This is a genomic window from Brevundimonas diminuta 3F5N (genome assembly GCF_900163625.1).
In the GTDB taxonomy this organism is placed as follows: domain Bacteria; phylum Pseudomonadota; class Alphaproteobacteria; order Caulobacterales; family Caulobacteraceae; genus Brevundimonas; species Brevundimonas diminuta_A.
The window spans coordinates 17,146-44,069 of the sequence record NZ_FUIE01000085.1 but is presented as its reverse complement, the minus strand read 5'-3'; the positions used below and the strand labels follow the sequence as shown (position 1 = coordinate 44,069).

The following is a 26,924-nucleotide window of genomic DNA, read 5'->3' as shown; positions in this document are numbered from 1 at the left end:
AGGCGCTCAAGTAGTGAGCCGCCGCGCGGCGAACGATAGCGCCGCACACAGGCGCTTCTGGAAAAAAGAATGACTGATCTGTCTCCCCGCGAAATCGTCTCTGAACTGGACCGCTTCATCGTCGGCCAGGACGACGCCAAGCGCGCCGTGGCCGTGGCCCTGCGCAACCGCTGGCGCCGCAAGCGCGTGCCCGACGACCTGCGCGACGAGGTCACGCCCAAGAACATCCTGATGATCGGTCCGACGGGCGTGGGCAAGACGGAGATCGCCCGGCGTCTGGCGCGTCTGGCGGGCTCGCCCTTCCTCAAGGTCGAGGCGACCAAGTTCACCGAGGTCGGCTATGTCGGCCGCGACGTCGATCAGATCATGCGCGATCTGGTCGAGAGCGCCCTGGTCATGGTGCGCGACAAGCGTCGCTCGGGCGTCAAGGCTCGCGCCGAGGGCCAGGCCGAGGAACGCATTCTGGACGCCCTGGTGGGCCCCGGTTCGCAGCCCGCCACGCGCGAGGCCTTCCGCAAGAAGCTGCGCGCCGGCGAACTGGACGACAAGGAGATCGAGATCGCCCTGGCCGATACGACTTCGCCGCTGCAGGGGCTGGATATGCCGGGCGGCGGCGGCAACGTCGGCTTGCTGAACCTGTCGGAGATGCTGGGCAAGATGGGCGGCGGCCGCACCAAGACGGTCAAGCTGACCGTGCGCGACGCCCTGGCGCCCCTCGTCACCGAGGAGAGCGACAAGCTGCTGGATCAGGAAAGCCTGACCAAGGAAGCTCTGCTGCTGGCCGAAAACGAGGGCATCGTCTTCCTGGACGAGATCGACAAGGTGGCGGCGCGTCAGGATCGCGGCGGCGGCGCCGACGTGTCGCGCGAAGGCGTGCAGCGCGACCTGCTGCCCTTGATCGAGGGGACGACCGTCTCGACCAAGTACGGGCCGGTGAAGACCGACCATGTGCTGTTCATCGCCTCGGGCGCCTTCCACGTCGCCAAGCCGTCGGACCTGCTGCCGGAACTGCAGGGTCGCCTGCCGATCCGGGTCGAGCTGAAGGCCCTGACCCGCGACGACTTCAAGCGCATCCTGACCGAACCTGAGGCCAATCTGATCCGTCAGAACCAGGCCCTGCTGGCGACCGAAGGGGTCGAACTGGTCTTCACCGATGATGCGGTCGAGGCCATGGCCGACGCCGCCGTGGCCGCCAACTCCACCGTCGAGAACATCGGCGCGCGCCGTCTTCAGACGGTGATGGAGCGGGTGCTGGAAGAGACCAGCTTCAAGGCCTCGGACCTGTCCGGCCAGACCCTGACCTTCGACGGGGACAAGGTGCGCGAGAAGGTTGGCGACCTGGCCAAGAACGTGGATTTGAGCCGGTTCATCCTGTGATCGGTTGAAGCCTTTCCTCCCCACGATGTGGGGAGGGGGACCACGAAGTGGAGGAGGGGTTTGCGACGTTGGAACCAAGCGGCCCCTCCGTCTCGTCGGCTGCGCCGTCGATCCACCTCCCCATTGCATGGGGAGGAAATCAGCCCCGCATCGCCGCCACCGCTGCGACCAGCCGCTCCAGCTCCGCCGGGCTGGACAGCCGGTGGTCGCCGCCTTCGACCAGGTCGAGGCGCAGGTCCCCGCCGGTCAGGCGCTCGGCCAGTTCGACCTGATGGCGCCACGGCACCACGTCGTCGGCGCGGCCTTGCAGCACATGGATCGGCGCCGTGATCTCGATCCGGCCGTCCAGCAGCAGCCAGTCGCGCGCCTCCTCGAACATTCGCCGGGTCAGGATGTAGGCGCCGAGGCCCTCCTCGGTGATGACCGTCTCGCCTTCGCGCAGGATGGCCTGACGCTCGTGGTCGGCCAGCCCCGGCCACATCAGCTTTTCGGTGAAGTCCTGCGCCGGATTGACCAGCACCACGCCCTTGATCCGTTCCGGCCGCGCCAGCGTCGCCAGCAGGGCGACCCAGCCGCCCATGGACGAGCCCACCGGGATCACCGGGCCTTCCAGACTGTCGATCAGGGCGATGGCGTCCTCGCGCCAGCGGCCGATGGTGGCCTGCTTCCAGTCTCCGCTCGACACGCCGTGGGCGAAGTGGTCGTAGCGCACATAGTTCCAGCCGCGCTCGCGGGCGGCGGCGTCCAGCGCCAGCGCCTTGGTCCCCTCCATGTCCGAGCGGAAGCCGCCGATCCAGATGACCGTCGGGCCATCGCCCTTGACCGCCTTATAGGCCAGCGTCTCGCCGTCGGGGCGGATCAGGGTCTGGATGTCGGACATGGGAAACTCCTCGGACTGTCATTCCTCGGGGAATGGCTTTAGCAGAGACGGACCGTGTTCACAGAGGCCGCGAGGCGCCCGCTTGTCTGCTCCCAAAGCCCTGTTCGTCAGCTCCAACCGGATCGGCGACTGCGTCATCTCCTCGGGCGTGATCCGCGAGATCGCGCGTCAGCTGCCGGGCGTTCAGATCACCGTCGCCTGCGGTCGTCCGCCCGCCCCCTTCTTCCGCTCGGCGCCGAACGTCGAGCGCGTCATCATTCTCGACAAGAAGAAGGCCGCCGGACACTGGGTCGATCTGTGGAAGCAGGTGCGCGGGACGCAGTGGGACATGGTCGTGGACATTCGCGGCTCGGCCCTGGCCTATCTGATCCCGGCCAAACGACGCGTCGTCTACAACCGCCGCTGGGAGACCGGTCTGCGCAAGGTTGAGATGGTCTCGCGCCTGATGGGCTCGCCGACGTCGCTGGACCCGGAAATCTTCCTCGACGATCAGGCCCGCGTCGAGGCCGCCGCCATCATCGACCCGCAACTGGCCGCCGGGCCGGGCGAAGGGCCGATCATCGCGCTCGCCCCCATCGCGCACCAGCCGGGCAAGTCATGGCCCGCCGACCGCTGGGGCGCGCTGGTCGAGAAGCTGAAGGCTGAGCCGCGCTTCGACGGCTGGCGTTTCATGCCCGTCGGCGGGCCTGGCGATCGGCCGCCCGCGACCCCGGCGCTGGAGGCGGGGGGACCGCGCGCCATCGACTGCGTGGGCAAGGGCGACATTCTGTGCTCGGCCGCCGCCATCGACCGGGCGACCCTGTTCGTCGGCAACGACTCCGGTCTGATGCACGTCTCGGCGGCGTTGGGGCGGCCCACGCTGGGCCTGTTCGGTCCGACGGAGTGGTGGCTCTATGGCCCGTGGGGGCCGAAGACGCGCACGGCGGCGTCCAATGAGACGCGCGGCCAGTTCGCCCCGATCGAGGATCTGAGCGTCGATCATGTGTTCGAGGCGGTGCTGGACCTGCACGACGCCTATGTCGCCGAAGCCGTCGTAAAGGCCTGAAAGGCCGAAATCCCTTGAAACATCGGCCTTGCGTCGCCATATTCCGGCCGCTTGGAACACAGCCGCAGCCTTGCGCGCTGAATCCCTGCAACCAGTTTCGCCTATCTTCTGATCACATAAGGAAACGACGCCCATTCGCCGTCCCATGCAAGCGCCGCCCGTAAAGGACGGGCCGCCCATCAACCAGGATATCCGCGCCGCCCGCGTTCTGCTCATTGACCAGAACGGGGAAAAACAGGGCGTCATGCCGCTGTCGGCTGCGCTGGAGGCCGCCGAAGAGGCGGGCCTGGACCTGGTTCAGATCGTCGCCAATGCGGAAACGCCGGTGTGCAAGATTCTGGACTACGGCAAGCATCGTTTCCAGGAACAGAAGAAGAAGGCTGAGGCGCGCAAGCGTCAGAAGGTCGTCGAGCTGAAGGAAATCAAGCTTCGGCCGAACATCGACACGCACGACTATGACGTGAAGGCCAAGGCCATGCACCGCTTCTTCGATGACGGTGACAAGGTCAAGGTGACCATCCGCTTCCGCGGCCGTGAAATGGCCCACCCCGAACTGGGCATGAAGCTGATGAACAAGGTCCAGGCCGATTTCGAGGAAGAGGCCAAGGTCGAGTTCGCGCCCAAGATGGAAGGCCGCCAGATGATCATGATCCTGGCGCCTCGCTGATCGCGGACTGAAACTGAAGACTTTGAAGACGCCCCGGCCGCATGGCTGGGGCGTCTTACTATCCGGCGAGACGAGAACGAATGACGGCGCAGACGACAAAGGCTTCCGGCGCGGGGACGCCGACCCTGGCGGTGCTGTTCGCCGTGGTCTTCATCAACCTGGTCGGGTTCGGCCTGGTGGTGCCGCTGCTGCCTTTCTTCGCGCAGAGCCTTCAGGCTGAGCCGTGGCAGATCACCCTGATGTTCTCGGCCTATTCCCTGGGGCAGTTCTTCGCCGAGCCCTTCTGGGGGCGGCTGTCGGACAGGATCGGGCGCAAGCCGGTTCTGCTGATCACCCTGGCCGCCAACGCCGTGGGCTATCTGTTACTGGCCTTCGCGCCCAACATCTGGGCGGCGATCCTGGTGCGGATGTTCACGGGGCTGGGCGCGGGCAATATCTCGACCGTTCAGGGCTATATCGCCGACGTCACCCCGCCCGAGCGCCGGGCCGGGCGCATGGGGTTGATCGGCGCCGCCTTCGGCCTGGGCTTCATCGTCGGACCGGGCATGGGCGGTCTGCTGGCCCAGCCGCAGATGGGCCATGTCGGCTATCAGTTGCCGATCTTCGCCGCTTCGGGCGCGGCGGTGCTGGCGGCGCTGGGGGTGATGTTCTTCCTGCGCGAGAGCCGGGCCAAGGCCGATCCGGCGGCGCCGCGTCCGGCCTTCCTGGCGGGCATTCGGTTCGCCCGCACGGATGAGGTGGTGTCGCGCGTCCTGGTGGTCAGCCTGATCTATCTGGCGGGCTTTTCGGCGATGGAGGCCGCTTTCGGCCTGTGGGCCGAGAACCGCTACGCCTGGACCGCGCGCGAGGTGGGGCTCAGCTTCATGATCGTGGGCCTGGTCTCGGCGGTGAACCAGGGGTTGCTGGCCGGTCGGCTGGCGCGGCGGTTCGGCGAGGCGCGGGTGCTGGCGGCGGGGATGCTGTTGTTCGGGACGTCGCTCATTCTGCAGGTGGCGGCTCCCCCGGCCTGGTTCCCCGCGACGCAGATCGACCTGGGGCTGTTCGTCATTCCGGTGTCGGCCGGGTGGATCATTCCCATCGTCATGGGGATCGGCGCCTGCGGCATGTCCCTGGCCATGCCCAACATCTCGGCCCTGATCAGTCGCTCGTCGCCGCCGGATCGGCAGGGGGCTATGCTGGGGTTGAACATGGCGGCCGGATCGATGGCGCGCATCGTCGGCCCCATGGTTGCGGGCGTCCTCTATTCGGCCGTTGGGCCGGACTGGCCCTTCCTGGTCGGAGCGGTGCTGACGGTTCCGGCGGCGATGATGGCGATCAACGCCGGGCGCGCTGCGCGCCGCCGGGCGGCTCAGGTCTGAGTTCGCTCACGCGGACTCTTCTTGCCTCCGGTCCCCGTTTGGCGTAGAAGCCGCGCCTTCGCGTACCGGACCGCCGGGCGAACAGGCATGCCTGGGCGGTCTTAAATCAGGCTGGCGCTGGTCGGGCTCAAGTAGCTCGAAGAGCGGTAGCCCTCTAAAAGACAGAGAGTGAAAATGCCGAAGCTGAAGACGAAGTCGGGCGCCAAGAAGCGCTTCAAATTCACCGCGACGGGCAAGGTCAAGGCTGGCGTGGCCGGCAAGCGCCACCGCCTGATCAGCCACAACTCGAAGTACATCCGCCAGAACCGCGGCACTTCGGTCATGGCCGACGCCGACGCCAAGAAGATCAAGTCCTACATGCCGTACGCCTGATCGGCGCGCTGCAACTCTGATCCTCTCCGCATAATCGAATTTGAACTAAAGCCTCTCATGCAGTGAGCCGCCGCGCGGCGAACGTTAGAGGCTTCCCGAAGGGAAAACCAAAATGGCTCGCGTCACTCGGGGCGTTACGTCCCACGCCAAGCACAAGAAAGTTCTGAAGCAGGCCAAGGGCTTCTACGGCCGCCGCAAGAACACCATCCGCACCGCCAAGGCTGCGGTGGATCGCGCCGGTCAGTACGCCTACCGCGACCGTCGCAACAAGAAGCGCTCGTTCCGCGCCCTGTGGATCCAGCGCATCAACGCCGCCGCCCGCCTGGAAGGCTTCACCTATTCGCAGTTCATGCACGGCCTGGCCAAGGCCGGCATCGAGCTGGACCGCAAGGTTCTGTCGACGATCGCCGCCGACGAAGCCAGCTTCAAGGGCATCGCCGACAAGGTTCGCGCGGCCCTGGCCTAAGCCTTTCTCCCATCCGGGATGAAGCAAAAGCCCTCCGGTTCGCGCCGGGGGGCTTTTTGCTTTCGATCCTAACGGCTAGACGAAGCCCATGACCGATCTCGCTCAACTGGAACTGGACCTCATCAACGCCATCGGCTCGGCCGAGAGCGTGGCGGGTCTGGAGGACATCCGCGTCGCCGCCCTCGGCAAGTCCGGCTCGATCTCGGGCCTGCTGAAAGGCATGGGGGCGCTGAGCCCCGATGAGCGCCGCGAGCGCGGCCCCGTCATCAACGGCCTGCGCGACCGGGTGTCGTCGGCCCTGGCCGCCAAGAAGGCCGAGCTGGAGGCCGCCGAGCTGGACGCCCGCCTGCTGGCCGAGCGCGTCGATCTGACCCTGCCCAGCCGCCCGCGCCGCAAGGGCGGGGTGCACCCGACCATGCAGGTCATGGACGAAATGGTCGCCGTCTTCGCCGACATGGGCTTTTCGGTCGCCGAGGGGCCGGACATCGAGGACGACTTCCACAACTTCACGGCTCTGAACTTCCCGCCCAAGCATCCCGCGCGGGAGATGCACGACACCTTCTTCCTGAAGCCCGACCCGGAAACGGGCGAGCGCAAGGTGCTGCGCACCCACACCAGCCCGGTGCAGGTCCGCACCATGATGTCGCAGAAGCCGCCGATCCGCATCATCGCGCCCGGCCGCACCTTCCGTAAGGATTCCGACGCGACCCACACGCCGATGTTCCATCAGATCGAGGGTCTGGTGATCGATCGCGACATCCACATGGGTCACCTGAAAACGACGCTGGAAACCTTCATCGCCCGCTTCTTCGAGCTGGATGATGTTCACGCCCGTTTCCGCCCGCACCACTTCCCCTTCACCGAACCCTCGGCCGAGATGGACATCCGCTGCGACCGCTCGGGCGGCAAGTTGACCCTGAACGAGGGCGAGGACTGGCTGGAGATCCTGGGCTGCGGGATGGTGCACCCCAATGTGCTGCGCAACGCAGGCATCGACCCGGACGAGTACCAGGGCTTCGCCTTCGGCATGGGCGTCGACCGCCTGGCCATGCTGAAGTACGGCGTGCCGGACCTGCGCCCCATGTTCGAGGCCGATACGCGCTGGCTGGCGCACTACGGCTTCTCCGCCTTCGCCGCGCCGAACCCGGCGTCGGGCCTCAGCTGAATCGAGAAAGACATCCCATGACCGACGCGACCAACACCGCCGCCGCTGAACCGATCGTCCTGGAGCTGCTGGGCCCTGGCCCCGACTATGCGAACAAGACGGTCTGGCTGCCCCAGCTGTTCATGGAGACGGCGCGCGCCGGCGCCATGGTCATTGAAGGCCGCCGCTTCGAGAACTGCCTGATCGAGGGTCCGGCCGTCCTGCTGCCGCTGGAGGGCTGCAATTTCGACGGCTGCAACATGGGCGACGCCCATGGCGACCCGCGCAACCTGATGCTGAGCCCGCAGGGCCCGCAGCGCGTGACCGGCCCGATCCCGTTCAAGAACTGCCAGTTCATCAACTGCAACTTCCTGGGCGTCGGCTTCACCGGCTCGTCCGCCTTCCTTGACAACATGGCCAAGGCCCTGGCGCAGCCTCAGGACAGTGCGACCCAATGAAATTCACGCTTTCCTGGCTGAAGGCCCACCTCGACACCGAGGCCGAGGTCGATCAGGTCGCGGAGGCCATGACTATGGCCGGGCTGGAGGTCGAGGAGGTCCACGATCCCATCGCCGCCCTGGCCCCCTTCACCGTGGCCAAGATCATCTCGGCCGAGCGTCACCCGAACGCTGACCGGCTGCAGGTCTGCCAGGTCGAGACGGTGGACGGCCTGAAGGAGATCGTCTGCGGCGCCCCGAACGCGCGGGCGGGCCTGACCACCATCTACGCTCCTATCGGCGCCTATGTGCCGGGCCTGGGCGTGACCCTGGTCGAGAAGCCGGTGCGCGGCGTGGTGTCCAACGGCATGCTGTGCTCGGGCGCGGAGCTTGAGCTGCCCGACGAGAGCGATGGCATCCTGGAGCTGTCGGCCGATCTGCAGGTCGGCCAGCCCGCTGCGGGCGTTTTCGGCGCCGAGCCGGTCATCGACTTCGAGGTGACGCCGAACCGCCCCGATTGGCTGGGCGTGGCGGGCATCGCCCGCGATCTGGCCGCCGCGGGGTTGGGCAAGCTGACGACGCCGGAGATCGTTCCCATCGCCGGCGCGTTCGACAGCCCCGTTTCGGTGACGCTTGAGGCGCCCGAGCTGTGCCCGGTCTTCGCCGGCCGCGTGATCCGGGGCGTGCAGAACGGCCCGTCGCCGGAGTGGCTGCAACAGCGGCTGACGGCGATCGGTCTGCGTCCGATCAACCGCCTCGTCGACATCACCAATCTGATTTCCTACGACCGCGCGCGTCCGCTGCACGTCTATGATCTGGCGAGCCTTTCGGGCGACGGGATCGTCGTACGCGCGGGTCGCGGCGACGCCGATCAGATCGAGGCCCTGGACGGCAAGACCTATGCGCCGGGCGCCGCCGACTGCGTCATCTCCGACGCCGGGGGCCAGCGCGCCATCGGCCTGGGCGGCGTCATGGGCGGCGTCTCCACGGGATGCTCGGACGAAACGGTCGACGTTTTCGTCGAGAGCGCCTGGTTCGACTCTATCGCCATCGCCCAGACGGGCCGCGCGCTGGGGATCAACTCGGACGCTCAGTATCGTTTTGCGCGCGGCGTCGACACGGCCTCGGTCGTTCCGGGGCTGGAACTGGCGACGCAGCTGATCCTCGACCTGTGCGGCGGCGAGCCGTCTACGATCACGGTGGCGGGCCAGGCCCCGGCCGCGCCCGCCGCCTTCGCGTTCGACCCGACCTATGTGAAGCGTCTGTCGGGCATGGACCTGGGCGAGGACCGGATCTTCGAGATCCTGTTCGCCCTGGGCTTCACCGTCATGCGCGGCTCGCCCTGGTCGGTGACGCCGCCGTCGTGGCGTCGTGACGTCGAAGGTCCGGCCGATCTGGTCGAGGAGGTCGCCCGCATCGAGGGTTACGCCGCCCTGCCCGACGCGCCCCTGCCGCCCGTCGCTCCGGCCCCCGGCGGGGTGCTGAGCCCGCGTCAGGCGCGCGTGCGCACGGCGCGGCGCGCGCTGGCGGCCCAGGGCTATGACGAGGCCGTCACCTGGTCCTTCACCAAGCAGGCGGTCGCCGTCCTGTTCGGCGGCGGCGATGAGCGGCTGGTGCTGGAGAACCCCATCGCAGCCGATCTGGATTGTATGAGGCCCTCGGCCCTGCCCAACCTGATCCAGGCGGCGGCGCGCAACGCCGCGCGCGGCCATGCCGACGTCGCCCTGTTCGAGATCGGCCCCATCTATCTGGACGATCAGCCGACCGGCCAGCGCACCGTCATCGCCGGCCTCGTCGCGCCGCACGCCGACCGCCACTGGGGCGGGGCGGGGGAAGACCCCCTGTTCGCGCTGAAGGGCGACCTGCTGGCTCTGCTGGAAGAGATCGGCGCCCCGGTCGCCTCCCTGCAACTGGCGCAAGGCTCGAACCGCGACTGGTGGCACCCCGGTCGCTCGGCCCGGCTGCAGCTGGGGCCCAAGAACATCATCGTCGAGTTCGGCGCCCTGCACCCGCGCGTGCTGAAGGCGCTGGATGCCGACGGCCCCATGCTGGCCTTCGAGATCGTGCTCGATTCCGTGCCGGAACCGCGGGGCCAAAAAGGCAAGGGTGGGGGCGGCAAGGCGCGCGGCGCGGCGGACCTGCCGAACCTGATGCCGCTGACCCGCGACTTCGCCTTCCTGATGGACGAGGCCAAGGCCGTGGGCGACCTGACCCGCGCCGTGGCGGGCGCTGACAAGGCCCTGATCGCCGATGTCCGCGTCTTCGACGTCTATCGCGGCCAGGGTGTGCCCGAGGGCCAGAAGTCGGTGGCGATCGAGGTCGAGATCCAGCCCCGCGCCGCCACACTTGCCGAGGCCGAAATCGAAGCCCTGACAGCCAAGATCAAGGCCGCCGCCGCCAAGGCGGGGGGAACCCTGCGCGCCTGAATGCAGAAAAATCCGGCGGTCCAGAGCCTGGGCCGCCGGAACTTCCACGGCCAAGCAATCTTCGGTTAACCTTAAAGCCCCAAGGCTGCCGTAAAAGGCACGGACGGTAGGCCAAGCCCGCGACGACGGGCGCACCGTCCTTTGCCGGGAGCCTCGACCATGCACCGCCGCCAACTGATCCGCACCAGCCTCGGCCTCGCCGCCGCCGGCGCCCTGCCCGCCGGTCTCGGCGCTTGCGCCAGCCGCCCGCCCGCCGATCCCAACTATCCGATCGCCTCGGACAGCAACGCCCAGGCCTACACCTTCGACGAACTGGTTGCTGCCGGCTCCCGCGAGCTGGGCATCGCCGCCGAGACCGTGGGCGGCGCCATCGAACGCATCTTCGCCGAACAGGGCGACCGCCCGACCGCCTATATCGCCGGCGAAGAAGGCGCGGGCGCTGTCGTCGCCGGCCTGCGTTACGGCCGTGGCGCCCTGCACATGAAGGACCTGTCGGCCTCGCAGGAAGTGTACTGGCAGGGCGCTTCCATCGGTTGGGACTGGGGCGGTAACGCCAGCCGGGTCTTCACCCTGGTCTACGGCCTGTTCCACCCCGACATGCTTTATCGCCGCTATCCGGGCGTTGAGGGCTCGGCCTATCTGGTCGCCGGCCTGGGCGTGAATTATCAGCGCGCGGACGGCATCGTCCTGGCCCCGATCCGCACTGGCGTCGGCGTGCGCCTGGGCGCCAACGTTGGCACCATGAGCTACAGCCGCCAGCGCAACATCCTGCCTTTCTGACGATCAGAAACAGGCGAAATCACTCTTGGTGACAGTCGCCACCTGGCCTTGGCCGCAGGTGGCGACTGCTTTGCGCGCCTGAGCCCGTACGCCTGTGCTTTGCTGAGCCGCGGCCGCGAAGGCGCCGAGGCCCATGGCGCTGCAAGCCAGTAGAGCAGCCATACATAGCGGCAAGGTCCGTGACGTCTTCATTGCTCGGCGCTCCAATTCAAACGTCTAGCCTAACGTAGGTCTTTCAGTTCGTCGCCCGTGATGATCGCCTCCAGCCCCTCGCGATAGGAGAGGTATGCGGGGCGCCAGCCCAGTTCGGCCTTGGCGCGGGCGTTGGAGACGCGCTTGGAGTCCAGATAGAAGCGGCGCATGGCGTCGCTGACCTCGGGATCGGTCCAGTCGACTTCGGGCGGGCGTGGCAGCTTCAGGCGCTCGGCGGCCCAGGCGGTGACGACATCGGCAGGCGTCGGCTCGTCGTCGGTCAGATTGTAGACGCCGCCGGGCCGGGGCCGGGCCATCGAGGCGAACAGGCCCGAAACGACGTCGTCCACATGGATGCGGTTGAACACCTGACCGGGCTTTTTGACCAGTCGGGCGGTTCCGGCGCGCAGGCGGTCGATCACACTGCGGCCGGGGCCGTAGAAGGCGGGCAGGCGGAAGACCTGCAGCGTCAGCCCCATGCCCTGCGCTCCGTCCAGCCAGTCGCGCTCGACCCTGGCGCGACGCGCGCCTTCCAGCGTGGCGGCGTTCAGCGGATCGCCTTCGAACGCCCAGCCGCCCGCCCGGTCGCCATAGACGGCGGTGGAGGAGACATAGCCGATCCAGTCGGGCCAGGCGTCGCCCGCCAGCGGCGTCAGGGCGCGCAGGGCGGGGCAGCCGTGGGCGTCCGGCGGGGTGGTGATGAGGACGGCTTGAGCGGCGGCCAGAGCCTCGCTCAGACCCTTGGCGTCGGCGGGATCGACCGGCGTGACGCCCTGCCCCGCCAGCGCCTGGCGGGTTTCGGGGTCGCGCGAGGTGGCGAAGGCCCGGCCGCCGCGCCGCAGGGTCTCGCGCGCCGCCGCCTGCCCCAGATAGCCGCCGCCGAACACCAGCAGGGACGGGGCGGCGGCGGGTTCGGTCATCGGGCTTCGGTCTTTCAGGCGGACAGGACGCGGACGGGGGACGGGGCGGCGGTCGTTTCAGCCTCGTCGCGCAGGGCTTCGGCGCGGCCCGAGTTCCAGGCGGTGACGCAAGGGATCTTGGTCCGGTCGGCGCGGTCGGCGTAGCGGCGGGCGATCTCGGTCACATCGGCCATCAGCCCCTCGGCCAGGGTGATCGGCTTCAGCCCCAGTTCGCGGAACTGGTCATTGGCGACGACCAGCTCGTTCTCATCGGCTTCCTGACGCGGATTGGCGACGTTGTGGACCTGGGCGCCCGTCATCTCGGCCACCATCTGCGCCAGGTCGCGAACACGGCGGCTCTCGGTCATCTGGTTGAGGATCTTGACCCGATCGCCGCGCTTGGGCGGGTTTTTCAGCGCCAGTTCGACGCAGCGCACCGTGTCCTGGATGTGGATGAAGGCCCGCGTCTGCCCGCCCGAGCCGTGCACCGTCAGCGGATAGCCGACCGCCGCCTGCATCAGGAAGCGGTTCAGCACCGTGCCGTAGTCGCCGTCGTAGTCGAAGCGGTTGATCAGGCGCTCGTCCTGCTTCGTCTCTTCGGTCTGGGCGCCCCAGACGATGCCCTGGTGCAGGTCGGTGATCCGCAGCCCGTCGTTCTTGGCGTAGAACTGGAACAGCAGGGCGTCCTGCGTCTTGGTCATGTGATAGATGCTGCCGGGGTTCGGCGGGAACAGGATCTCCTGCTCGGTCGGGCCGTGGTCGGTGTCGACCGTGACCTTCAGATAGCCCTCGGGGATGCGCAGGCCCGCGGTAGTGTAGCCATAGACCCCCATGGTTCCCAGATGGGCCAGGTGCACGTCCCGCCCGCTCTCGACGATGGCGGCCAGCAGGTGGTTGGTGGCGTTCAGATTGTTGTCGACGGTGTAGAGCTTGTGCCGGGCCGACTTCATCGAATAGGGGGCGGCGCGCTGTTCGGCGAAGTGGACGACGCTGTCGGGCGCCCAGTCCTTGATCAGAGCGACCAGGCGGTCGAATTCCTTGCCGACGGTCAGGTTGACGAAGTCGATGGTGCGGCCCGAGACCTCCTTCCATGCGGCGATACGCTCGCCCATGGTGCGGATCGGGGTCAGGGAGCAGATTTCCAGCTCATTGTCGATGTTGCGGCGGCTGAGGTTGTCGACGACCAGTACGTCCCAGCCGCGCGCCGAGAGGTGCAGGGCCGTGGGCCAGCCGCAGAAGCCGTCGCCGCCCAGAATCATCACGCGCATCAGTCGAACCTCGTTTTCAGCACTCTAACCTGCCTAGCCGAACGCGCGAGGGGACGAAAGCGTGGCGCTTGGCTGCGGCGAAAGCGACGCAGGGCGAAAAAACAGAGTCCAATTCGTCTGAATCGTCTGAATGCGGAGAGGTTGATCGGGCTTAAACGGCGATGATGCGGTGATGGGGCGGTAAGGCGGGCTGAACAGGGTGCGCAGAAGGCCGAAGGTTGAAATAAAAGAGGTTTTCAAAGCCTGACGTGCAGGCGCCGTTCGTCCTTCTCCCCTTGTGGGAGAAGGTGGCAGGCGAAGCCTGACGGATGAGGGGTGGCGACGGCGCGTTTGCAAACCTGCCGCTACTGTCCCGCCTCGTCGTCTAAAGGTCGCGCTCACACCCCTCATCCGAGCGCCTTCGGCGCCCACCTTCTCCCACAAGGGGAGAAGGGAATTAAAGCAGGCTTTCGATCGCCTTGCGGGCGGCGTCGCCGAGGTCCGGGCGTTTCAGGGCCAGGGCGACGTTGGCGCGCAGCAGGCCGATCTTGTCGCCGCAGTCGTGGGTCACGCCCTCATACTCATAGGCGGTGAAGACCTGCGTCTTCATCAGCCGGTCCATGGCGTCGGTCAGCTGGATTTCGCCGCCGGCGCCGCGCTCCTGCGTCTCCAGCAGGTCGAAGATTTCCGGCTGAAGGATGTAGCGGCCCGAGATCGACATGTTCGAGGGCGCCGTGCCCTGCTTGGGCTTTTCGACCATGCCCTTCATGCCGTAGCGGCGGCCGTCGTGGGAGGCGGGGTCGATGATGCCGTATTTGTGGGTGTCGGCTTCGGGCACGGCCTCGACGCCGATGACGTTGCCGCCGACCTCGGCGTAGACCTCGGCCAGCTGCTTCAGGGCGCCCGGCTGAGAATCCACGATGACGTCCGGCAAGATGACGGCGAAGGGCTCGTCGCCGATGATGTCGCGGGCGCACCAGACGGCGTGACCCAGCCCCTTGGGCTGCATCTGGCGGGTGAAGCTCATCTCGCCGGCCTGGGCCAGTTCGGCGTTCATAGTGGCCAGAATCTCGGTCTTGCCCTTGGCCAGGAGCTGGGCCTCAAGCTCGATCTGGTGGTCGAAATAGTCCTCGATCGCCTGTTTGGCGCGGCCGGTGACGAAGACGATGTGCTCGATCCCCGCCTCGCGCGCCTCTTCCACGATGTAGGAGAGGATCGGTCGGTCAACGACGTTCAGCAGCTCTTTCGGCGTGGTCTTGGTGCCGGGCAGAACGCGCGTGCCGAGACCGGCCACGGGCAGGACCGCCTTGCGAAGGCGGGCGGGGGAGGTCGTCATGGATCGTCCTGATCAGCCTTGGGGCGCCTGTCATAGGCGTAATTCGTGAAGCTTCCAAACGCCCGTGGCTGATCGCGTTCGCCCTATTCGACCGTCACCGACTTGGCCAGGTTGCGGGGCTGATCGACGTCCGTGCCCTTCTGGACGGCGGTGTAATAGGCCAGCAACTGCATCGGCACGGCGTAGACCAGCGGCGCGATCAGGGCTGGGCAGTCCGGCGCATGGACGCGGCGGATGCCGGCGCCGTGCGGGTCGGGCGCCTTTTCCGGGGCGATCATGATGACCGGGCCGCCGCGCGCGGCGACTTCCTGAAGGTTGGAAGCGGTCTTCTCGAACAGGTCGTCCAGCGGGGCCAGGGCCACGGTCGGGGTCGCCTCGTCAATCAGGGCGATGGGGCCGTGCTTCAGCTCGCCGGCCGCATAGCCCTCGGCGTGGATGTAGCTGATCTCCTTCAGCTTCAGCGCGCCTTCCATGGCGAGCGGGAACATCGGACCGCGCCCCAGGAACAGGACGTCGCGGGCCTTGGCCAGGTCGACGGTCAGGGCGTGGATGCCCGCGTCCATCTGCAGGGCCTCGGAGATCAGGCGCGGGGCCTCGAACAGGGCCTTGATCAACTCGGCCTCCTGGGCGGCGTCGATCTTGCCGCGCGCCACGCCCGCCGCGACGGCCAGCGACAACAGGGCGGCGACCTGGGCGGTGAAGGCCTTGGTCGAGGCGACGCCGATCTCGGGCCCCGCATGGGTCGGCCACAGGATTTCAGCCTCGCGCGCCATCGAGGAGGTGTGGACGTTGACCACAGCGGCGGTCTTCAGCCCCTGGGCCTTGCACCAGGTCAGGCTGGCCAGGGTGTCGGCGGTCTCGCCCGACTGGCTGACGGCGACGGCCAGGGTGCCCTTGGTCACGGCCGGCTGGCGATAGCGGAACTCCGAGGCGATCTCGACGTCGCAGGGCAGACCCGCATAGCGTTCGAAGGCGTATCTGCCGATCTGGCCGGCGTAGAAGGCGGTGCCGCAGGCGACGATCTGGATGCGCTCGATCGCGGCGAAGTCGACGGCCTGGACCTTGGCCTTGCCGGAGACCAAGTCGAGGTATTCCGACAGGGTGTGCTGGACGCTGTCGGGCTGCTCGTGGATCTCTTTTTCCATGAAGTGGCGATACTCGCCCTTCTCGACCAGGGCCGAGGAGGCGGAGACCTGGACCACGGCGCGGTCGGCTGGACGGCCCGAAGCGTCGAACATGCGCGCGCCGGTGCGGGTCACGGCGACGTAGTCGCCTTCCTCAAGGTAGGAGATCTTCTGGGTGAATGGGCCGACGGCCAGGGCGTCCGAGCCCAGATACATCTCGCCCTCGCCCCAGCCGACGACCAGGGGACTGCCGCGTCGCGCGCCCAGGATCAACTCGTCCTCGCCCTCTATCAGCACGGCGAGGGCATAGGCGCCGGTCAGGCGATCCAGGGTGGCCTTGAAGGCGTCCAGCGGGGCGAGGCCCGCCGCCAATTTGTGATCCAGCAGATGGGCGACGACCTCGGTGTCGGTCTGGCTTTCGAAGATGCGGCCCTCGGCCTCCATCTCGGCTTTCAGCTCGGCGAAATTCTCGATGATGCCGTTATGGACCAGGCAGACGCGCCCGGCCTTGTGCGGGTGGGCGTTGGTCGTGGTCGGGGCGCCGTGGGTGGCCCAGCGGGTGTGGCCGACGCCGACGGTCCCGGCGATCGGATCGGCAGCCAGAACGGCTTCCAGTTCGCGGATCTTGCCCTTGGCGCGACGACGCTCGATGCCGCCTTCATTCTGCACGGCGACGCCGGCCGAGTCATAGCCGCGGTACTCCAGCCGTTTCAGGCTGTCGACCAGACGAGGGACGACGGGGCCGGTTCCGGTGACGCCGATGATGCCGCACATGAGGTCTGCTCCGATCGGGATGCGGCCGACGCTTTTTGCGCAGGGCCGTGAAATTGAGGTAAGCGAGAGGGTTCAGCCTCCGCCCTTGGTCTCCGCTCTAGGAAATCGCGGGCGCGGCGACATCAAAAAATGGGTTTCGGAAGGTTTCTTTGCAATTCCGAGGCCGCCAGCGAAGGACCGCGCCTTTGGGCGAGAGAAAATACTTCGGCACCGACGGCATCCGCGGCCGGGCCAACACCCATCCGATGACGGCCGAGGTCGCCCTGCGCGTCGGCCTGGCCGCCGGACGGCTGTTCCGCACCGACGACGACCGCCGCCACCTGGTGGTGATCGGCAAGGACACGCGCCTGTCCGGTTACATGATCGAGCCGGCCCTGGTGGCGGGCCTGGCCTCGGTCGGCATGGACGTGCGCACGTTCGGCCCTCTGCCGACGCCGGGCGTGGCCATGATGACGCGCTCGATGCGCGCCGATCTGGGCATCATGATCTCGGCCTCGCACAACGACTATGCCGACAACGGCATCAAGCTGTTCGGGCCGGACGGCTACAAGCTGTCGGACGAGATCGAGCTGAAGATCGAGGCCATGATGGACGGGGCTCTGGACCAGGACCTGGCGCCGTCGAACAAGCTGGGTCGGGTCAAGCGCATCGACGACGCCCCGCCGCGCTACATCGAGATCGCCAAACAGGCCTTCCCCAAGCGGTTGAGCCTGAAGGGCCTGCGCATCGCCATCGACTGCGCCAACGGCGCCGGCTACCGCGTGGCGCCGACCACCCTCTATGAACTGGGCGCCGAGGTCTTCCCCGTCGGGGTGGAGCCGAACGGTCTGAACATCAACGCCGAGTGCGGCTCGACCCATCCCGAGACCGTGTCGGAAGCGGTGAAGCGCTATCGCTGCGACATCGGCATCGCCCTGGACGGCGACGCCGACCGGGTCATCATCTGCGACGAGAAGGGCCATGTGGTCGACGGCGACCAGATCATGGCCCTGATCGGCCTGGACTGGGCCAAGCGCGGGCGTCTGAACGGCAGCGGCGTGGTCGCCACCGTCATGTCCAACCTGGGTCTGGAGCGCCGTCTGAAAGCTGAAGGCCTGACGCTGGAGCGCACCAAGGTCGGCGATCGCTACGTCATGGAGCGGATGCGCGAAGGCGGCTTCAACATCGGCGGCGAACAGTCGGGCCACATCATCCTGAAGGACCACGCCACGACCGGCGACGGCCTGATGGCGGCGCTGCAGGTGCTGGCCGTCCTGGTCGAGGCGGGGGCGCCGATGAGCGAGCTGGCCCGTCAGTTCGAGCCGGTGCCGCAACTGCTGCAGAACGTCCGCTATACCGCCGGCAAGCCGCTGGAGGACGAGAAGGTCAAGGCCGCCATGGCCGAGGCCGAGGCGGCGCTGAACGGCTCGGGCCGTCTGCTGGTCCGCCCGTCAGGCACGGAGAAGCTGATCCGCGTCATGGCCGAGGGCGACGACGAGGCCCTGGTCAAACGCGTGGTCAATGAGGTGTCTGAGGCGGTGAAGGCGGCGGGCTGATCGCCCGCCGCAAAGGACCTCAGGTCGCGGACAGGGCCTGATCCAGGTCAGCCCACAGGTCGTCGACGTTCTCGATGCCGACCGACAGGCGCACCAGATTGTCGCCGATGCCGCTGCGCGCCTTGGCTTCGGGCGTATAGTCCGAGTGGGTCATGCTGGAGGGGTGGGACGCCAGGCTCTCGGCGCCGCCCAGGCTGACCGCCAGCTTGAACAGGCGAAGCGCGTTCAGCATGCGGAAGGCTTCGGCCTCGCCGCCGGGAAGCTCTAGCGAGAAGGTCGAGCCGGAGCCCTTGCACTGGGCCTCGAAGATCGCCTGCTGTTCGGGCGAGGCGTCCGGCCCGCCGGCGGTCAGGACGGCGCTGACGCGCGGATCGGCGCGCAGGCGTTCGGCCAAGATCAGGGCGTTGTCCTGCGCCCGCTCCATGCGGATGTGCAGGGTCTCCAGGCTGCGCAGCAGCAGCCAGGCGGTGTGCGGATCGGCGGTCGTGCCGCAGATGGTCCGCATCTCGCCGACGCGGGCCATGATGTCCGCCCCGCCCATGCAGCCGCCCGCGATCAGGTCCGAATGGCCGCCGACGTATTTGGTCAGGGAATAGAGGACGAGGTCGGCGCCCAGCTCCAGCGGGCTCTGCCACAGGGGGCCGAGGAAGGTGTTGTCGACGGCGATGACAGGCGCTTCGGCCTGACCCAAGGCCTGGGCGCCGGCGACGGCGCGGGCGATATCGACCAGCTGGTTCGTCGGGTTGGCGGGGGTCTCCAGATAGACGGCGGCCAGGCGCCCGCCCGTCGCCTTCGCCTCGGCGGCGGCGGAGATCATGGCCGCGTCCAGGGCGTCGGCGCCCTCGGCGGCGGGGACGCTGATGGCCTTGACGCCATAGCGGGGCAGGATGCGGTCGAACAGATATTCGGTGCCGCCATAGGCCGGGGCCGTATAGACGATGACGTCGCCGGGCCGCACCAGCGCCAGCATGGCGGTCGAGATGGCGGCCATGCCGCTGGAGAAGACCAGGGCCTTGTCGGCCTTGTCCCAGACGGCGAGACGGTCTTCCAGAATCTCAAGGTTCGGATTGTTGATGCGCGAATAGATCAGGCCCAGGGCCTCGTCCGGGTCGCGCTGGCGCAGACCATAGGCGACCTCGAAGAAGCGTTTGCCGTCCTCGGCCGATTTGAAGACGAAGGTCGAGGCCTGGAACAGCGGCGCCTTGATCGCGCCCTCCGACAGGGCCGGATCATAGCCGTAGCCCATCATCAGGGTTTCAGGCGCGAGGGTGCGATCCCCAAGTACGCGGGTGCGGTGACGGTTCATTTTTGTGTTTCCTCTCCTGTCTCGGTGATAGCCGACCCAGGAAGGGCCCGCCAGACGCTAAGTCTCGGAGAGGAAGGCGCCAAGCCTTGGAAGTTCCGTTCGTCTGAGCGGCTTGCGTCAACCGACGAGGATGCGGGCCAGGGCCTCGATGCGCTGGCGGATGTCCGGCACGGCGATGGTCTCCCAGAAGGCCGCGCGGGCGGGTGGACCGAGTACGAACAGGCTGGGGTCGGCGGCGCCGTCGGCGTGGATGACGCGGCTTTCCGCGTCGAGGTCGAGGCCGAGATCGACCGCATCGATGCGAGCGCGGCCTTCGGCGATCAGGGCGGCCGTCAGGGGGGCGCGGGCGGCGTCGTGACCGGGGCCGGTGCAGTCGATCAGCCAGGCGGCGCAGAGCGCTTGAGTCTCGCCATTCCGTGTACGGACGGTCAGGCGCGCGTTTCGATCGCCGGTCGCGGTCGCCTGGGCGCGGCCGGCGACGACGGTCAGGCGGTTCGCCGCTTCCAGCCCTTCCAGCACGGCGGCGATTTCGGGGGCGATGCGATGACGGCGCACGTCCCACCAGGGGCGCAGATGGCGCAGGAAGCGGCCGCGCTGGGCGGTCGTCGCCGCGCGCCACAGTTCGGTGGTGATGGGGCGATAGCCTTCCATGACCCGTCGCCAGCTGTGCGCATTCGCCAGCGTCCTCGCGACGGCCAGACGGCGCGACAGGGCGCCCTCCAGCGCCTCGGGCGGCAGGTCGATCGGAGCGTCGTGATGGGCGCCGTGGGCGAGAGGCAGCAGGCCGCGCCGCGACACGACCGTCGCCCGACCGCGCCAGCCCTGGGCCTGAAGCGCCAGGATGACGTCGACCATGGTCAGGCCCGAGCCGAGGATCAGCACGTCGTCCTCAGGCGCGACGGCGGTCAGGGCGTCGGGGCGCCACGGATCGGTGATGCGGCGGGGGTCTTCGCCTGCGATGGCGGGGCGCGGGGGCGGGTTGCCGGTGGCCAGCACCACGGCGCGACCGGGGATGCGGGCGCCGTCGGCGAGGATGACGCTCTCACCCTCGATGCGCGCAGCCTCGCCCCTCACGCGGCGCATCAGGCCGGGATGGGCCGCGTCGGTCTCGGCCAGACGGGCCAGTATATAGAGGCCGTAGAGGCGGCGCGGGGCGAAGCCGTTCGGATCGGCGAAGGCGGGCGCGTGGACCGCCAGCCAGTCGGCGAAGTCGGCGGGCCGGTCTGCGCGGGCGCTCATCCGCTCGGCGCGGACGTTCAGCCGGTGGTCGTCCAGCGGTGTGGAATAGGCGACGCCGAGACCGACCTGTTCGCCGCGCTCGATCAGGACCGAGGCCTGGCCCGCCTCGGCCAGTCGCGCGGCCAGCATGGCGCCGGAGAACCCGCCGCCGACGATGACCACGGGGAGGGAGGCGGCGGCGTCGTTCATGGAGCGAGCATCGTCCACGACGCCGCCGCCGGTCAAACCGGAATCAGATTTCCTGGTTGAAGGCGCCGATTTCCGGGTGGGCGGCCAGGCGAGGCTTCACTTCCTTGCGGAACAGGTCGCGCATGTCGTCGGCGGACCTCATGCTCTCGACCACGACCACCAGCTCAGGCTTGTTGCTGGAGGCGCGGACCAGCACCCAGGAGCCGTCCTCCAGATGGACGCGCACGCCGTTGACGGTGATGGCCTCGACGATCTTGCGGCCGAGGATTTCGCCGCCGGAGGCCGCCAGTTCCTCGTATTCCTTCACGATCTTGGCCAGCACGTCGTATTTCAGCTCGTCGTCGCAGTGCGGCGACATGGTCAGGCTGGTCCAGGCGTCAGGCAGGGCGGACTTCAGTTCCGACAGCGACTTGCCGGGGTTGCGGTCCAGCATGGCCAGCACGGCGCCAGCGGCGACCAGGCCATCGTCATAGCCGTGGCCCAGATCGCCCGACAGGAAGAAGTGGCCCGACTTCTCGAACCCGGCCAGGGCGTTCAGTTCGGCGGTCTTGCGCTTGATGTAGGAGTGGCCGGTCTTCCAGTAGACGGTGGTGGCGCCGTTGGCCTTGAGCACCGCGTCGGTCTTGTAGAGGCCGGTCGACTTCACATCGACGACGAAGGTGGCGTTCGGGTGGATGGCCGACAGGTCGCGGGCCAGCATCAGGCCGATCTTGTCGGCGAAGATCTCCTCGCCCGTGTCATCAACCACGCCGCAGCGGTCGCCGTCGCCGTCGAAGCCCAGGGCCAGGTCGGCGCCCGTCTCCTTCACCTTTTCCGCCATCGCCACCAGCATGACGTGGTCTTCGGGGTTCGGATTGTATTTGGGGAAGGTGTAGTCGAGGTCGGTGTCCATTTCGATCACCTCGGCGCCCATCAGGCGCAGCACCTCAGGGGCGAAGGCGCCGGCCGTGCCGTTGCCGCAGGCGGCCACGACCTTGAGCGGGCGGGACAGCTTCAGCTTGGACGCCACGTCCTTGATGTAGGTCTCGCGGAAGCCTTCGACGCGCTCCAGCCTGCCGCCGGGGCGGGCGACGCCCTGGCCGTTCAGGACGATCTCCTTCAGGCGGCCCATCTCGTCGGGGCCGAAGGTCAGGGGGGCCTGAGCGCCCATCTTCACGCCGGTCCAGCCGTTCTCATTGTGGCTGGCCGTGACCATGGCGACGCAGGGGCAGTCCAGCGCGAACTGGGCGTAGTAGGCCATGGGCGATAGGGCCAGGCCGATATCCAGCACCTCCATGCCGCCTTCCAGCAGGCCCAGGATCAGCGCCTGCTTCACCGACAGGGAATAGCCGCGGAAGTCATGGCCCACGGCGATCTTCGGCGTCTGGCCGATTTCGTGGACATAGGTGGCCAAGCCCAGGCCCAAAGCCTGAATGCCCAGCAGGTTGATTTCTTTTTCCAGAATCCAGCGGGCGTCGTATTCGCGAAAGCCGGTCGGCTTGACCATAGGCAGGGTTTCATACTCCGCGGTGTTGGGGCGGATGTCCTGACGGGGCTTTTGCATAAGTCTTCCTGATCGTGAGGTCTTGAAAGGCGCACGGGCCGAAGTTCGACGCGGCCGTATAACGCTCTCTCTCGCAACAGGCCACAACGCTTGACCGTTGTTATCGCTGCGCTGCGTCATTGGGTGATTTCATCGAGCGGTGAAACCTTGACCGCCCCCGCGTCGGGGGCCTAGCGAGGAGCCTAGATACGGATGTTCCCGGAGACCCTGATGACCCGCCTGATCCTGCTGCGCCACGGCCAGAGCCAATGGAACCTTGAAAACCGCTTCACCGGCTGGGTCGACGTCGACCTGACGGCGGAGGGCGAGGCTCAGGCGCGGCGCGGCGGCGAGCTGATCGCCGAGGCGGGCTTCACCCCTGCGGTCATGTTCACCTCGGTGCTAAAGCGGGCCAAGCGCACGGGCGCTTTGGCGCTGGATACGGCCGGGTTGAAGGATGTGCCGGTCATCGAGGACTGGCGCCTGAACGAGCGCCATTACGGCGGCCTGACCGGGCTGGACAAGGCCGAGACGGCCGCCAAGCACGGCGAGGACCAGGTCAAGGTCTGGCGCCGCAGCTATGACGTGCCGCCGCCGCCTCTGGCGCCGGGCGGCGAGTTCGATTTCGACGCCGACCCCCGCTACGCCGGCAAGGAAATCCCGGACACCGAGAGCCTGAAGACCACCCTGGACCGGGTGCAGCCCTATTGGGACGCCGAGATCGCCCCGCGCCTGAAGGCGGGCGAGGACGTGCTGATCGCCGCCCACGGCAACTCCCTGCGCGCCATCGTCAAACTGCTGTTCGCCGTGCCGGACGACCGGATCGTCGATGTCGAGATCCCGACCGGCAACCCGCTGGAGATCGATCTGGACGCGGCGCTGAAGCCGGTCGCCGCCCGCTATCTGGACGAGGGGCGGGCGCAGCCCCTGCCGCAAATCGCGTGAGCGGCGCGGCGGACGACGCCGTCTTCATGCGGCGGGCCATCGATCTGGCCCTCAGCCGCATGGGCGAGACCTGGCCCAATCCGGCGGTCGGCTGCGTCCTGGTCAAGGACGGGGTCGTGCTGGCCGAGGCGGCGACGGCGCCGGGCGGACGCCCTCACGCCGAGGAGCAAGCCGTGCCCGAGGCGGGCGAGGCCGTGAAGGGCGCGACCGCCTATGTGACGCTGGAGCCGTGCGGCGCCCGCTCGTCGGGACGCAAGTCCTGCGCCCACTTCCTGGCCGAGGCCGGGATCGAGCGGGTGGTGATCGCCGCGCTGGACCCTTCGCCCTTCGCCTCGGGCCGGGGCACGGAGCGGCTGCGCCAGTCGGGCCTGATGGTCGAGACGGGACTGTTGTGCGAAGCGGCCTCGGTTCTGAGCGAGGGCTTCCTGCACCGGCTGGAGACGGGCCGCCCGATGGTGCGCGTCAGCGCTGACGGGGCGGGCTTCGACGGGCGGTTCGCCGCCTCTCCGCGCGCCGATCTGACGACCGAGCTGAACCGGCTGGGCGAGGCGGGCTACACCCGCCTGTGGGCTCAGGAAGGCGAACTGGCCGAGGCCCTGCGCGATCAGGGCCTGCTGACGGAATAGGTCGAGGGTCCGGCGGGCGGAAGCGACGCGAAAACGGTTGTTTCCGCAAAGCTTCCTTAATCCGGCGTAAGCCATGATCGGCGCCATGAGCGAGGCCGTCGAACCCGTCCGCAGAAAGCTGACTCAGGAAGAGGTCGACGCCGTCTGCCTGAAGCACGACCGCCTGTGGCAGGCGCGGCCGGGCGGGGCGCGGGCGGTCTTCGCCTGGATGGACCTGTCGGGCGTCTCCTTGCGCGGGCGCAACCTGGCGGACGCCGACTTCACGGCGGCCTGTTTGATCGGCTGCGACCTGACGGGCGCCAAGCTGGACAACGCCAACTTCTTCGGCGCGGACATGCAGGACGTGACCCTGATCGACGCCAGCATGCGCCGGGCGGACCTGCGCGGGGCCTGCCTGCGCGGCGCGGACCTGTCGGGGGCCGACCTGTTCGAGGCCGACCTGCGCGAAGGCACCATCGCCGCCAAGGACGCCAAGCTGGGCTTCCGCGTCGTCGAGGCGAGGAAGCGCGCCGACACCCAGGCGCAGGGCGCCGTGCTGGCGGGCGCCAATCTGCAACGCTCGCGCATGACCGGCGTCGTCGCCGTGGCCGCCGATTTCACCGACGCCATCATGAAGGACTGCAAGCTGGTCCGGGCCAATCTGAAACAGGCCAGCTTCCGCGGCGCCGATCTGGCCGGGGCGGACCTGTCGGGCGCCGACCTGTCGGGGGCGGATCTCAGCGACGCCATCCTGGTGGGGGTCAAGGCCGCCATGTGGCGGACGGACGGGGCCAATATGGACGGCGCCCTGGTGGACAATCGCCCGGCGGGCGAGCCGGTCAGCCAGATGCCCGCCGCCGAGATGCTGCGCGACCACGCCCAATGGTGCGAGACGGGCGGAACCGAGGGCCAGCCCTCGGTGTTCGACGGGGTCGATCTGCGGCCGCTGGTGACCATTCGCGGGCTGAACCTGACGGCCTTGTCGGCCAAGGGGGCGGTCTTCTACGGCCTGGACATGGAGGGGGTGCAGCTTCAGGGCGCGCAACTGGAGGGCGCGGACCTGCGCTCGGCCAATCTGCGCCGGGCTGATCTGCGCGGCGCGCGGTTGACGCGGGCGCGGCTGAACGGGTCGGACCTGCGCGAGGCTCAACTGGGGCCGCTCATGCTGGCGGCGGATCGCTTGCTGCCCGCCGATCTGACCGGGGCGATCCTGCGCGGCGCGGACCTGACGGGCGCGGACCTGCGCCGCGCCGTGATGGTCGACGCCGACCTGAGCCGGGCGACCCTGCACGGGGCCCAGACCAAGCAGACCGACTTCACCGGCGCCCAGACGAACGGCGCGCGCGGGCTGGACCCGGCGGATCTGCACGCGGCCTAGGAACAGCGCACGAAAAAGGGGCGACGCGAACGCCGCCCCTTCGACTTTTCAGTCAAGCAAAAGGCCTTTAGGCCGCCTTCTTGGCCTTGGTCTCGACCTTGCCTTCGATCAGGGGCGAGTTGGTGGCGATCTCGATGCTGCGGGGCTTGAGGGCCTCGGGCAGTTCACGCTTCAGCTCGATGGTCAAAAGGCCGTTGGCCAGGGCCGCGCCCTTGACCACCACATAGTCAGCCAGCTGGAAGCGGCGCTCGAAGTCGCGCTCGGCCAGGCCGCGGTGCAGATAGGTCTTCTGGGGGGCGCCGTCGTCGTTGGCCGCCTTCTTGCCGGTGACGGTCAGAAGGTTCTCCTTCGCCTCGATGTTCAGCTCGTCGGCCGAGAAACCGGCGACGGCGATCTCGATGCGATAGGCGTCCTCGCCGGTCGTCTCGATGTTGTAGGGAGGCCAGCCGTTCTCCTGGCTGGAGCGCGCGGCGCTTTCCAGCTGGCGGGCCAGGCGGTCGAAGCCGACGGCGGAACGGTACAGCGGCGAGAAATCATAGGTACGCATGGGTCATCCTTCTGACATTCAGCAAGGTTGAGCCGCCCGGCGATTTGGCCCCGGACGACGGAGGGTTTCAGTCCCGCCGGTCCGAAATCGGCCCCGTCGGGTCTGGAGAGCCCGGGATCGGCGCTCTCGGATGAAGAGGTAGGAGGTCGTTTTTCCGGCGCAAGGGGCGCGCGAAATCGTCGCTCGCCGCATCGGCGCCTTGCCGTCGCCGCGAAGCGCCGTATGGGTTTTACCTTCGTCGTCCTGGATCGACCGGAGCCCGTCATGCGAACCTTCTCCCTCAGCGCCGTCGCCGCGCTTGTTCTCGCCTCGCCGGTTCTGGCGCAGTCGGGGCCTCCGGACGCCGCGCCGCTGCCGCATCGGCAGGGCCTGTCGATGGAGATGCCGAGCTTCTCCGAGGATGCGGCGCTGCAGGCGGCCGTGGCCGCGACGACCCGGCCCGAGGCCGACCGCGCCCGTGACGGCGAGCGCCACCCGTTCGAGACCCTGACCTTCTGGGGTCTGCAGCCGGGTCTGACGGTGGTGGAGATCGAGCCGGGCCGCGCCGGCTGGTGGCGCAACATTCTGGAGCCCTATGCGGCGGCGACCGGCGGGCGCTACGTCCCGGTCAACCGCCCGACCGAGGGCATGGGCGTCGAGGACGGGACGGCGGACATGGTCGTGGTGGCCCGCGCCTTCCACAACTGGTCGCGCGACGGCCGAGCCGAGCCCTATCTGGCGGCCTTCTTCACGGCGCTGAAACCCGGCGGCGTGCTGGCGGTCGAACAGCACCGCGCAGCCGAGGGGCTGAATGTGACGGAGACCGCGCCCAACGGCTATGTGCCCGAGAGCTGGGTCATCCACGCCGCCCGCCGCGCCGGCTTCGAGCTGGAGGCCCGCAGCGAGCTGAACGCCAACCCCAAGGATGACCGCGACCACCCGTTCGGCGTGTGGACGTTGAAGCCCACGCGCACCTCGGAACGCGACGGCCGCGCCCTGACGCCGGACGAGCGCGCGGCGCTGGACGCCATTGGCGAGAGCGACCGCATGACCCTGCGTTTCCGCAAGCCTCATGCGGCGGATTGACGGCTGCGATGACAATGCAGTGCGTGGTTTTGACGCTGGCGCAGAAGCGCCTTAAGCCCCAAGCGAAGA

24 protein-coding genes are annotated in these 26,924 nt (G+C 68.2%); 15 read left to right on the top strand and 9 right to left on the bottom strand.

Annotation, left to right across the window (positions count from 1 at the left end):
* The first annotated feature begins 69 nt into the window (after nt 1–69).
* Nucleotides 70–1,377, top strand: coding sequence for an ATP-dependent protease ATPase subunit HslU (gene hslU, locus FM111_RS15440; RefSeq protein WP_087141807.1), 1,308 nt, complete (start codon nt 70–72; stop codon nt 1,375–1,377).
* A gap of 139 nt (nt 1,378–1,516) precedes the next feature.
* Here the strand turns inward: hslU and FM111_RS15435 are convergent, their stop codons facing one another.
* Entirely contained in the window at nt 1,517–2,257 is a 741-nt protein-coding gene (locus tag FM111_RS15435) for an alpha/beta fold hydrolase (protein WP_087141806.1), read from the bottom strand.
* Nucleotides 2,258–2,339: 82 nt separating this feature from the next.
* Here FM111_RS15435 and FM111_RS15430 point away from each other — a divergent pair, with 82 nt between their 5' ends.
* The 9 genes from FM111_RS15430 (at nt 2,340) to FM111_RS15390 (ending at nt 10,952) form a co-directional block, all read left to right on the top strand.
* Nucleotides 2,340–3,302: a glycosyltransferase family 9 protein gene (locus tag FM111_RS15430; protein WP_087141805.1), complete on the top strand. Its 963-nt coding sequence runs from the start codon at nt 2,340–2,342 to the stop codon at nt 3,300–3,302.
* A 145-nt stretch (nt 3,303–3,447) separates the two neighbouring features.
* On the top strand, nt 3,448–3,969 hold the full coding sequence (infC, locus tag FM111_RS15425) for a translation initiation factor IF-3 (RefSeq protein ID WP_003166438.1): 522 nt from the start codon (nt 3,448–3,450) through the stop codon (nt 3,967–3,969).
* Nucleotides 3,970–4,049: 80 nt separating this feature from the next.
* A complete protein-coding gene (locus FM111_RS15420) occupies nt 4,050–5,327 on the top strand; it encodes an MFS transporter (protein ID WP_087141804.1) in 1,278 nt (425 codons plus the stop codon).
* A 174-nt stretch (nt 5,328–5,501) separates the two neighbouring features.
* Complete coding sequence (rpmI, locus tag FM111_RS15415) at nt 5,502–5,699, top strand: 50S ribosomal protein L35 (protein WP_003166435.1); 198 nt, start codon at nt 5,502–5,504, stop codon at nt 5,697–5,699.
* A 112-nt stretch (nt 5,700–5,811) separates the two neighbouring features.
* Complete coding sequence (rplT, locus tag FM111_RS15410) at nt 5,812–6,165, top strand: 50S ribosomal protein L20 (protein ID WP_087141803.1); 354 nt, start codon at nt 5,812–5,814, stop codon at nt 6,163–6,165.
* A gap of 88 nt (nt 6,166–6,253) precedes the next feature.
* Nucleotides 6,254–7,330 carry a phenylalanine--tRNA ligase subunit alpha gene (pheS, locus tag FM111_RS15405; protein WP_087141802.1) on the top strand — a complete coding sequence of 359 codons (1,077 nt, stop codon included), beginning with the start codon at nt 6,254–6,256 and terminating at the stop codon, nt 7,328–7,330.
* Nucleotides 7,331–7,347: 17 nt separating this feature from the next.
* Nucleotides 7,348–7,767, top strand: a complete 420-nt coding sequence (locus tag FM111_RS15400) for a hypothetical protein (protein ID WP_087141801.1) — start codon at nt 7,348–7,350, stop codon at nt 7,765–7,767.
* Nucleotides 7,764–10,172: a phenylalanine--tRNA ligase subunit beta gene (pheT, locus tag FM111_RS15395; RefSeq protein ID WP_087141800.1), complete on the top strand. Its 2,409-nt coding sequence runs from the start codon at nt 7,764–7,766 to the stop codon at nt 10,170–10,172. The genes FM111_RS15400 and pheT overlap by 4 nt, the downstream gene beginning before the upstream one ends.
* A gap of 159 nt (nt 10,173–10,331) precedes the next feature.
* Nucleotides 10,332–10,952 (top strand): DUF1134 domain-containing protein, encoded by a 621-nt coding sequence (locus tag FM111_RS15390; RefSeq protein WP_087141799.1) that lies wholly within the window; start codon nt 10,332–10,334, stop codon nt 10,950–10,952.
* A 221-nt stretch (nt 10,953–11,173) separates the two neighbouring features.
* On the opposite strand, the gene FM111_RS15385 is transcribed toward FM111_RS15390, so the two are convergent.
* From FM111_RS15385 to glmS, 4 genes are all read right to left on the bottom strand, one after another.
* A complete protein-coding gene (locus tag FM111_RS15385) occupies nt 11,174–12,064 on the bottom strand; it encodes an NAD(P)-dependent oxidoreductase (RefSeq protein WP_087141798.1) in 891 nt (296 codons plus the stop codon).
* A gap of 14 nt (nt 12,065–12,078) precedes the next feature.
* Nucleotides 12,079–13,311, bottom strand: a complete 1,233-nt coding sequence (locus FM111_RS15380; protein WP_087141797.1) for an NAD-dependent epimerase/dehydratase family protein — start codon at nt 13,309–13,311, stop codon at nt 12,079–12,081.
* A 436-nt stretch (nt 13,312–13,747) separates the two neighbouring features.
* Nucleotides 13,748–14,626, bottom strand: a complete 879-nt coding sequence (galU, locus tag FM111_RS15375) for a UTP--glucose-1-phosphate uridylyltransferase GalU (RefSeq protein WP_087141796.1) — start codon at nt 14,624–14,626, stop codon at nt 13,748–13,750.
* A gap of 83 nt (nt 14,627–14,709) precedes the next feature.
* Entirely contained in the window at nt 14,710–16,524 is a 1,815-nt protein-coding gene (gene glmS / locus FM111_RS15370) for a glutamine--fructose-6-phosphate transaminase (isomerizing) (RefSeq protein WP_087141795.1), read from the bottom strand.
* Between the two features lie 185 nt (nt 16,525–16,709).
* Between glmS and glmM the strand changes: the two genes are divergently transcribed.
* Nucleotides 16,710–18,059: a phosphoglucosamine mutase gene (gene glmM, locus FM111_RS15365; RefSeq protein WP_087141794.1), complete on the top strand. Its 1,350-nt coding sequence runs from the start codon at nt 16,710–16,712 to the stop codon at nt 18,057–18,059.
* Between the two features lie 19 nt (nt 18,060–18,078).
* Here glmM and FM111_RS15360 read toward each other — a convergent pair whose 3' ends face one another.
* From FM111_RS15360 to FM111_RS15350, 3 genes are all read right to left on the bottom strand, one after another.
* On the bottom strand, nt 18,079–19,365 hold the full coding sequence (locus FM111_RS15360) for a cystathionine gamma-synthase family protein (RefSeq protein WP_087141793.1): 1,287 nt from the start codon (nt 19,363–19,365) through the stop codon (nt 18,079–18,081).
* Between the two features lie 117 nt (nt 19,366–19,482).
* Complete coding sequence (locus tag FM111_RS15355) at nt 19,483–20,793, bottom strand: FAD/NAD(P)-binding protein (RefSeq protein ID WP_087141863.1); 1,311 nt, start codon at nt 20,791–20,793, stop codon at nt 19,483–19,485.
* 43 nt (nt 20,794–20,836) lie between these two features.
* The gene (locus FM111_RS15350; protein ID WP_087141792.1) at nt 20,837–22,336 is read right to left on the bottom strand and encodes a phosphomannomutase/phosphoglucomutase; all 1,500 of its coding nucleotides are present in this window, start codon (nt 22,334–22,336) and stop codon (nt 20,837–20,839) included.
* 210 nt (nt 22,337–22,546) lie between these two features.
* Between FM111_RS15350 and gpmA the strand changes: the two genes are divergently transcribed.
* The 3 genes from gpmA (at nt 22,547) to FM111_RS15335 (ending at nt 25,243) form a co-directional block, all read left to right on the top strand.
* A complete protein-coding gene (gpmA, locus tag FM111_RS15345; RefSeq protein ID WP_087141862.1) occupies nt 22,547–23,260 on the top strand; it encodes a 2,3-diphosphoglycerate-dependent phosphoglycerate mutase in 714 nt (237 codons plus the stop codon).
* Nucleotides 23,257–23,886: a bifunctional diaminohydroxyphosphoribosylaminopyrimidine deaminase/5-amino-6-(5-phosphoribosylamino)uracil reductase RibD gene (locus FM111_RS15340; protein ID WP_087141791.1), complete on the top strand. Its 630-nt coding sequence runs from the start codon at nt 23,257–23,259 to the stop codon at nt 23,884–23,886. Before gpmA ends, FM111_RS15340 begins: the two co-directional genes overlap by 4 nt.
* 85 nt (nt 23,887–23,971) lie before the next feature.
* Nucleotides 23,972–25,243 (top strand): pentapeptide repeat-containing protein, encoded by a 1,272-nt coding sequence (locus tag FM111_RS15335; protein WP_087141861.1) that lies wholly within the window; start codon nt 23,972–23,974, stop codon nt 25,241–25,243.
* Nucleotides 25,244–25,310: 67 nt separating this feature from the next.
* Here FM111_RS15335 and FM111_RS15330 read toward each other — a convergent pair whose 3' ends face one another.
* The gene (locus tag FM111_RS15330) at nt 25,311–25,790 is read right to left on the bottom strand and encodes an Hsp20 family protein (protein WP_087141790.1); all 480 of its coding nucleotides are present in this window, start codon (nt 25,788–25,790) and stop codon (nt 25,311–25,313) included.
* A 264-nt stretch (nt 25,791–26,054) separates the two neighbouring features.
* Here FM111_RS15330 and FM111_RS15325 point away from each other — a divergent pair, with 264 nt between their 5' ends.
* Entirely contained in the window at nt 26,055–26,855 is an 801-nt protein-coding gene (locus FM111_RS15325; protein WP_179205127.1) for a class I SAM-dependent methyltransferase, read from the top strand.
* The last annotated feature ends 69 nt before the right edge of the window (nt 26,856–26,924 follow it).

What these genes read in the sequence shown, in the direction of transcription:
- glmS (WP_087141795.1), bottom strand. Translation starts at nt 16,524, where the DNA reads ATGTGCGGCATCATCGGCGTCACCGGAACCGGCCCCGTCGTCCCTCGT.
- FM111_RS15435 (WP_087141806.1), bottom strand. Translation starts at nt 2,257, where the DNA reads ATGTCCGACATCCAGACCCTGATCCGCCCCGACGGCGAGACGCTGGCC.
- FM111_RS15325 (WP_179205127.1), top strand. Translation starts at nt 26,055, where the DNA reads ATGCGAACCTTCTCCCTCAGCGCCGTCGCCGCGCTTGTTCTCGCCTCG.
- FM111_RS15360 (WP_087141793.1), bottom strand. Translation starts at nt 19,365, where the DNA reads ATGAACCGTCACCGCACCCGCGTACTTGGGGATCGCACCCTCGCGCCT.
- rpmI (WP_003166435.1), top strand. Translation starts at nt 5,502, where the DNA reads ATGCCGAAGCTGAAGACGAAGTCGGGCGCCAAGAAGCGCTTCAAATTC.
- hslU (WP_087141807.1), top strand. Translation starts at nt 70, where the DNA reads ATGACTGATCTGTCTCCCCGCGAAATCGTCTCTGAACTGGACCGCTTC.
- FM111_RS15330 (WP_087141790.1), bottom strand. Translation starts at nt 25,790, where the DNA reads ATGCGTACCTATGATTTCTCGCCGCTGTACCGTTCCGCCGTCGGCTTC.
- gpmA (WP_087141862.1), top strand. Translation starts at nt 22,547, where the DNA reads ATGACCCGCCTGATCCTGCTGCGCCACGGCCAGAGCCAATGGAACCTT.
- FM111_RS15385 (WP_087141798.1), bottom strand. Translation starts at nt 12,064, where the DNA reads ATGACCGAACCCGCCGCCGCCCCGTCCCTGCTGGTGTTCGGCGGCGGC.
- FM111_RS15335 (WP_087141861.1), top strand. Translation starts at nt 23,972, where the DNA reads ATGAGCGAGGCCGTCGAACCCGTCCGCAGAAAGCTGACTCAGGAAGAG.
- FM111_RS15390 (WP_087141799.1), top strand. Translation starts at nt 10,332, where the DNA reads ATGCACCGCCGCCAACTGATCCGCACCAGCCTCGGCCTCGCCGCCGCC.
- pheS (WP_087141802.1), top strand. Translation starts at nt 6,254, where the DNA reads ATGACCGATCTCGCTCAACTGGAACTGGACCTCATCAACGCCATCGGC.
- FM111_RS15400 (WP_087141801.1), top strand. Translation starts at nt 7,348, where the DNA reads ATGACCGACGCGACCAACACCGCCGCCGCTGAACCGATCGTCCTGGAG.
- galU (WP_087141796.1), bottom strand. Translation starts at nt 14,626, where the DNA reads ATGACGACCTCCCCCGCCCGCCTTCGCAAGGCGGTCCTGCCCGTGGCC.
- infC (WP_003166438.1), top strand. Translation starts at nt 3,448, where the DNA reads ATGCAAGCGCCGCCCGTAAAGGACGGGCCGCCCATCAACCAGGATATC.
- FM111_RS15380 (WP_087141797.1), bottom strand. Translation starts at nt 13,311, where the DNA reads ATGCGCGTGATGATTCTGGGCGGCGACGGCTTCTGCGGCTGGCCCACG.
- FM111_RS15350 (WP_087141792.1), bottom strand. Translation starts at nt 22,336, where the DNA reads ATGCAAAAGCCCCGTCAGGACATCCGCCCCAACACCGCGGAGTATGAA.
- FM111_RS15355 (WP_087141863.1), bottom strand. Translation starts at nt 20,793, where the DNA reads ATGAACGACGCCGCCGCCTCCCTCCCCGTGGTCATCGTCGGCGGCGGG.
- FM111_RS15420 (WP_087141804.1), top strand. Translation starts at nt 4,050, where the DNA reads ATGACGGCGCAGACGACAAAGGCTTCCGGCGCGGGGACGCCGACCCTG.
- rplT (WP_087141803.1), top strand. Translation starts at nt 5,812, where the DNA reads ATGGCTCGCGTCACTCGGGGCGTTACGTCCCACGCCAAGCACAAGAAA.
- pheT (WP_087141800.1), top strand. Translation starts at nt 7,764, where the DNA reads ATGAAATTCACGCTTTCCTGGCTGAAGGCCCACCTCGACACCGAGGCC.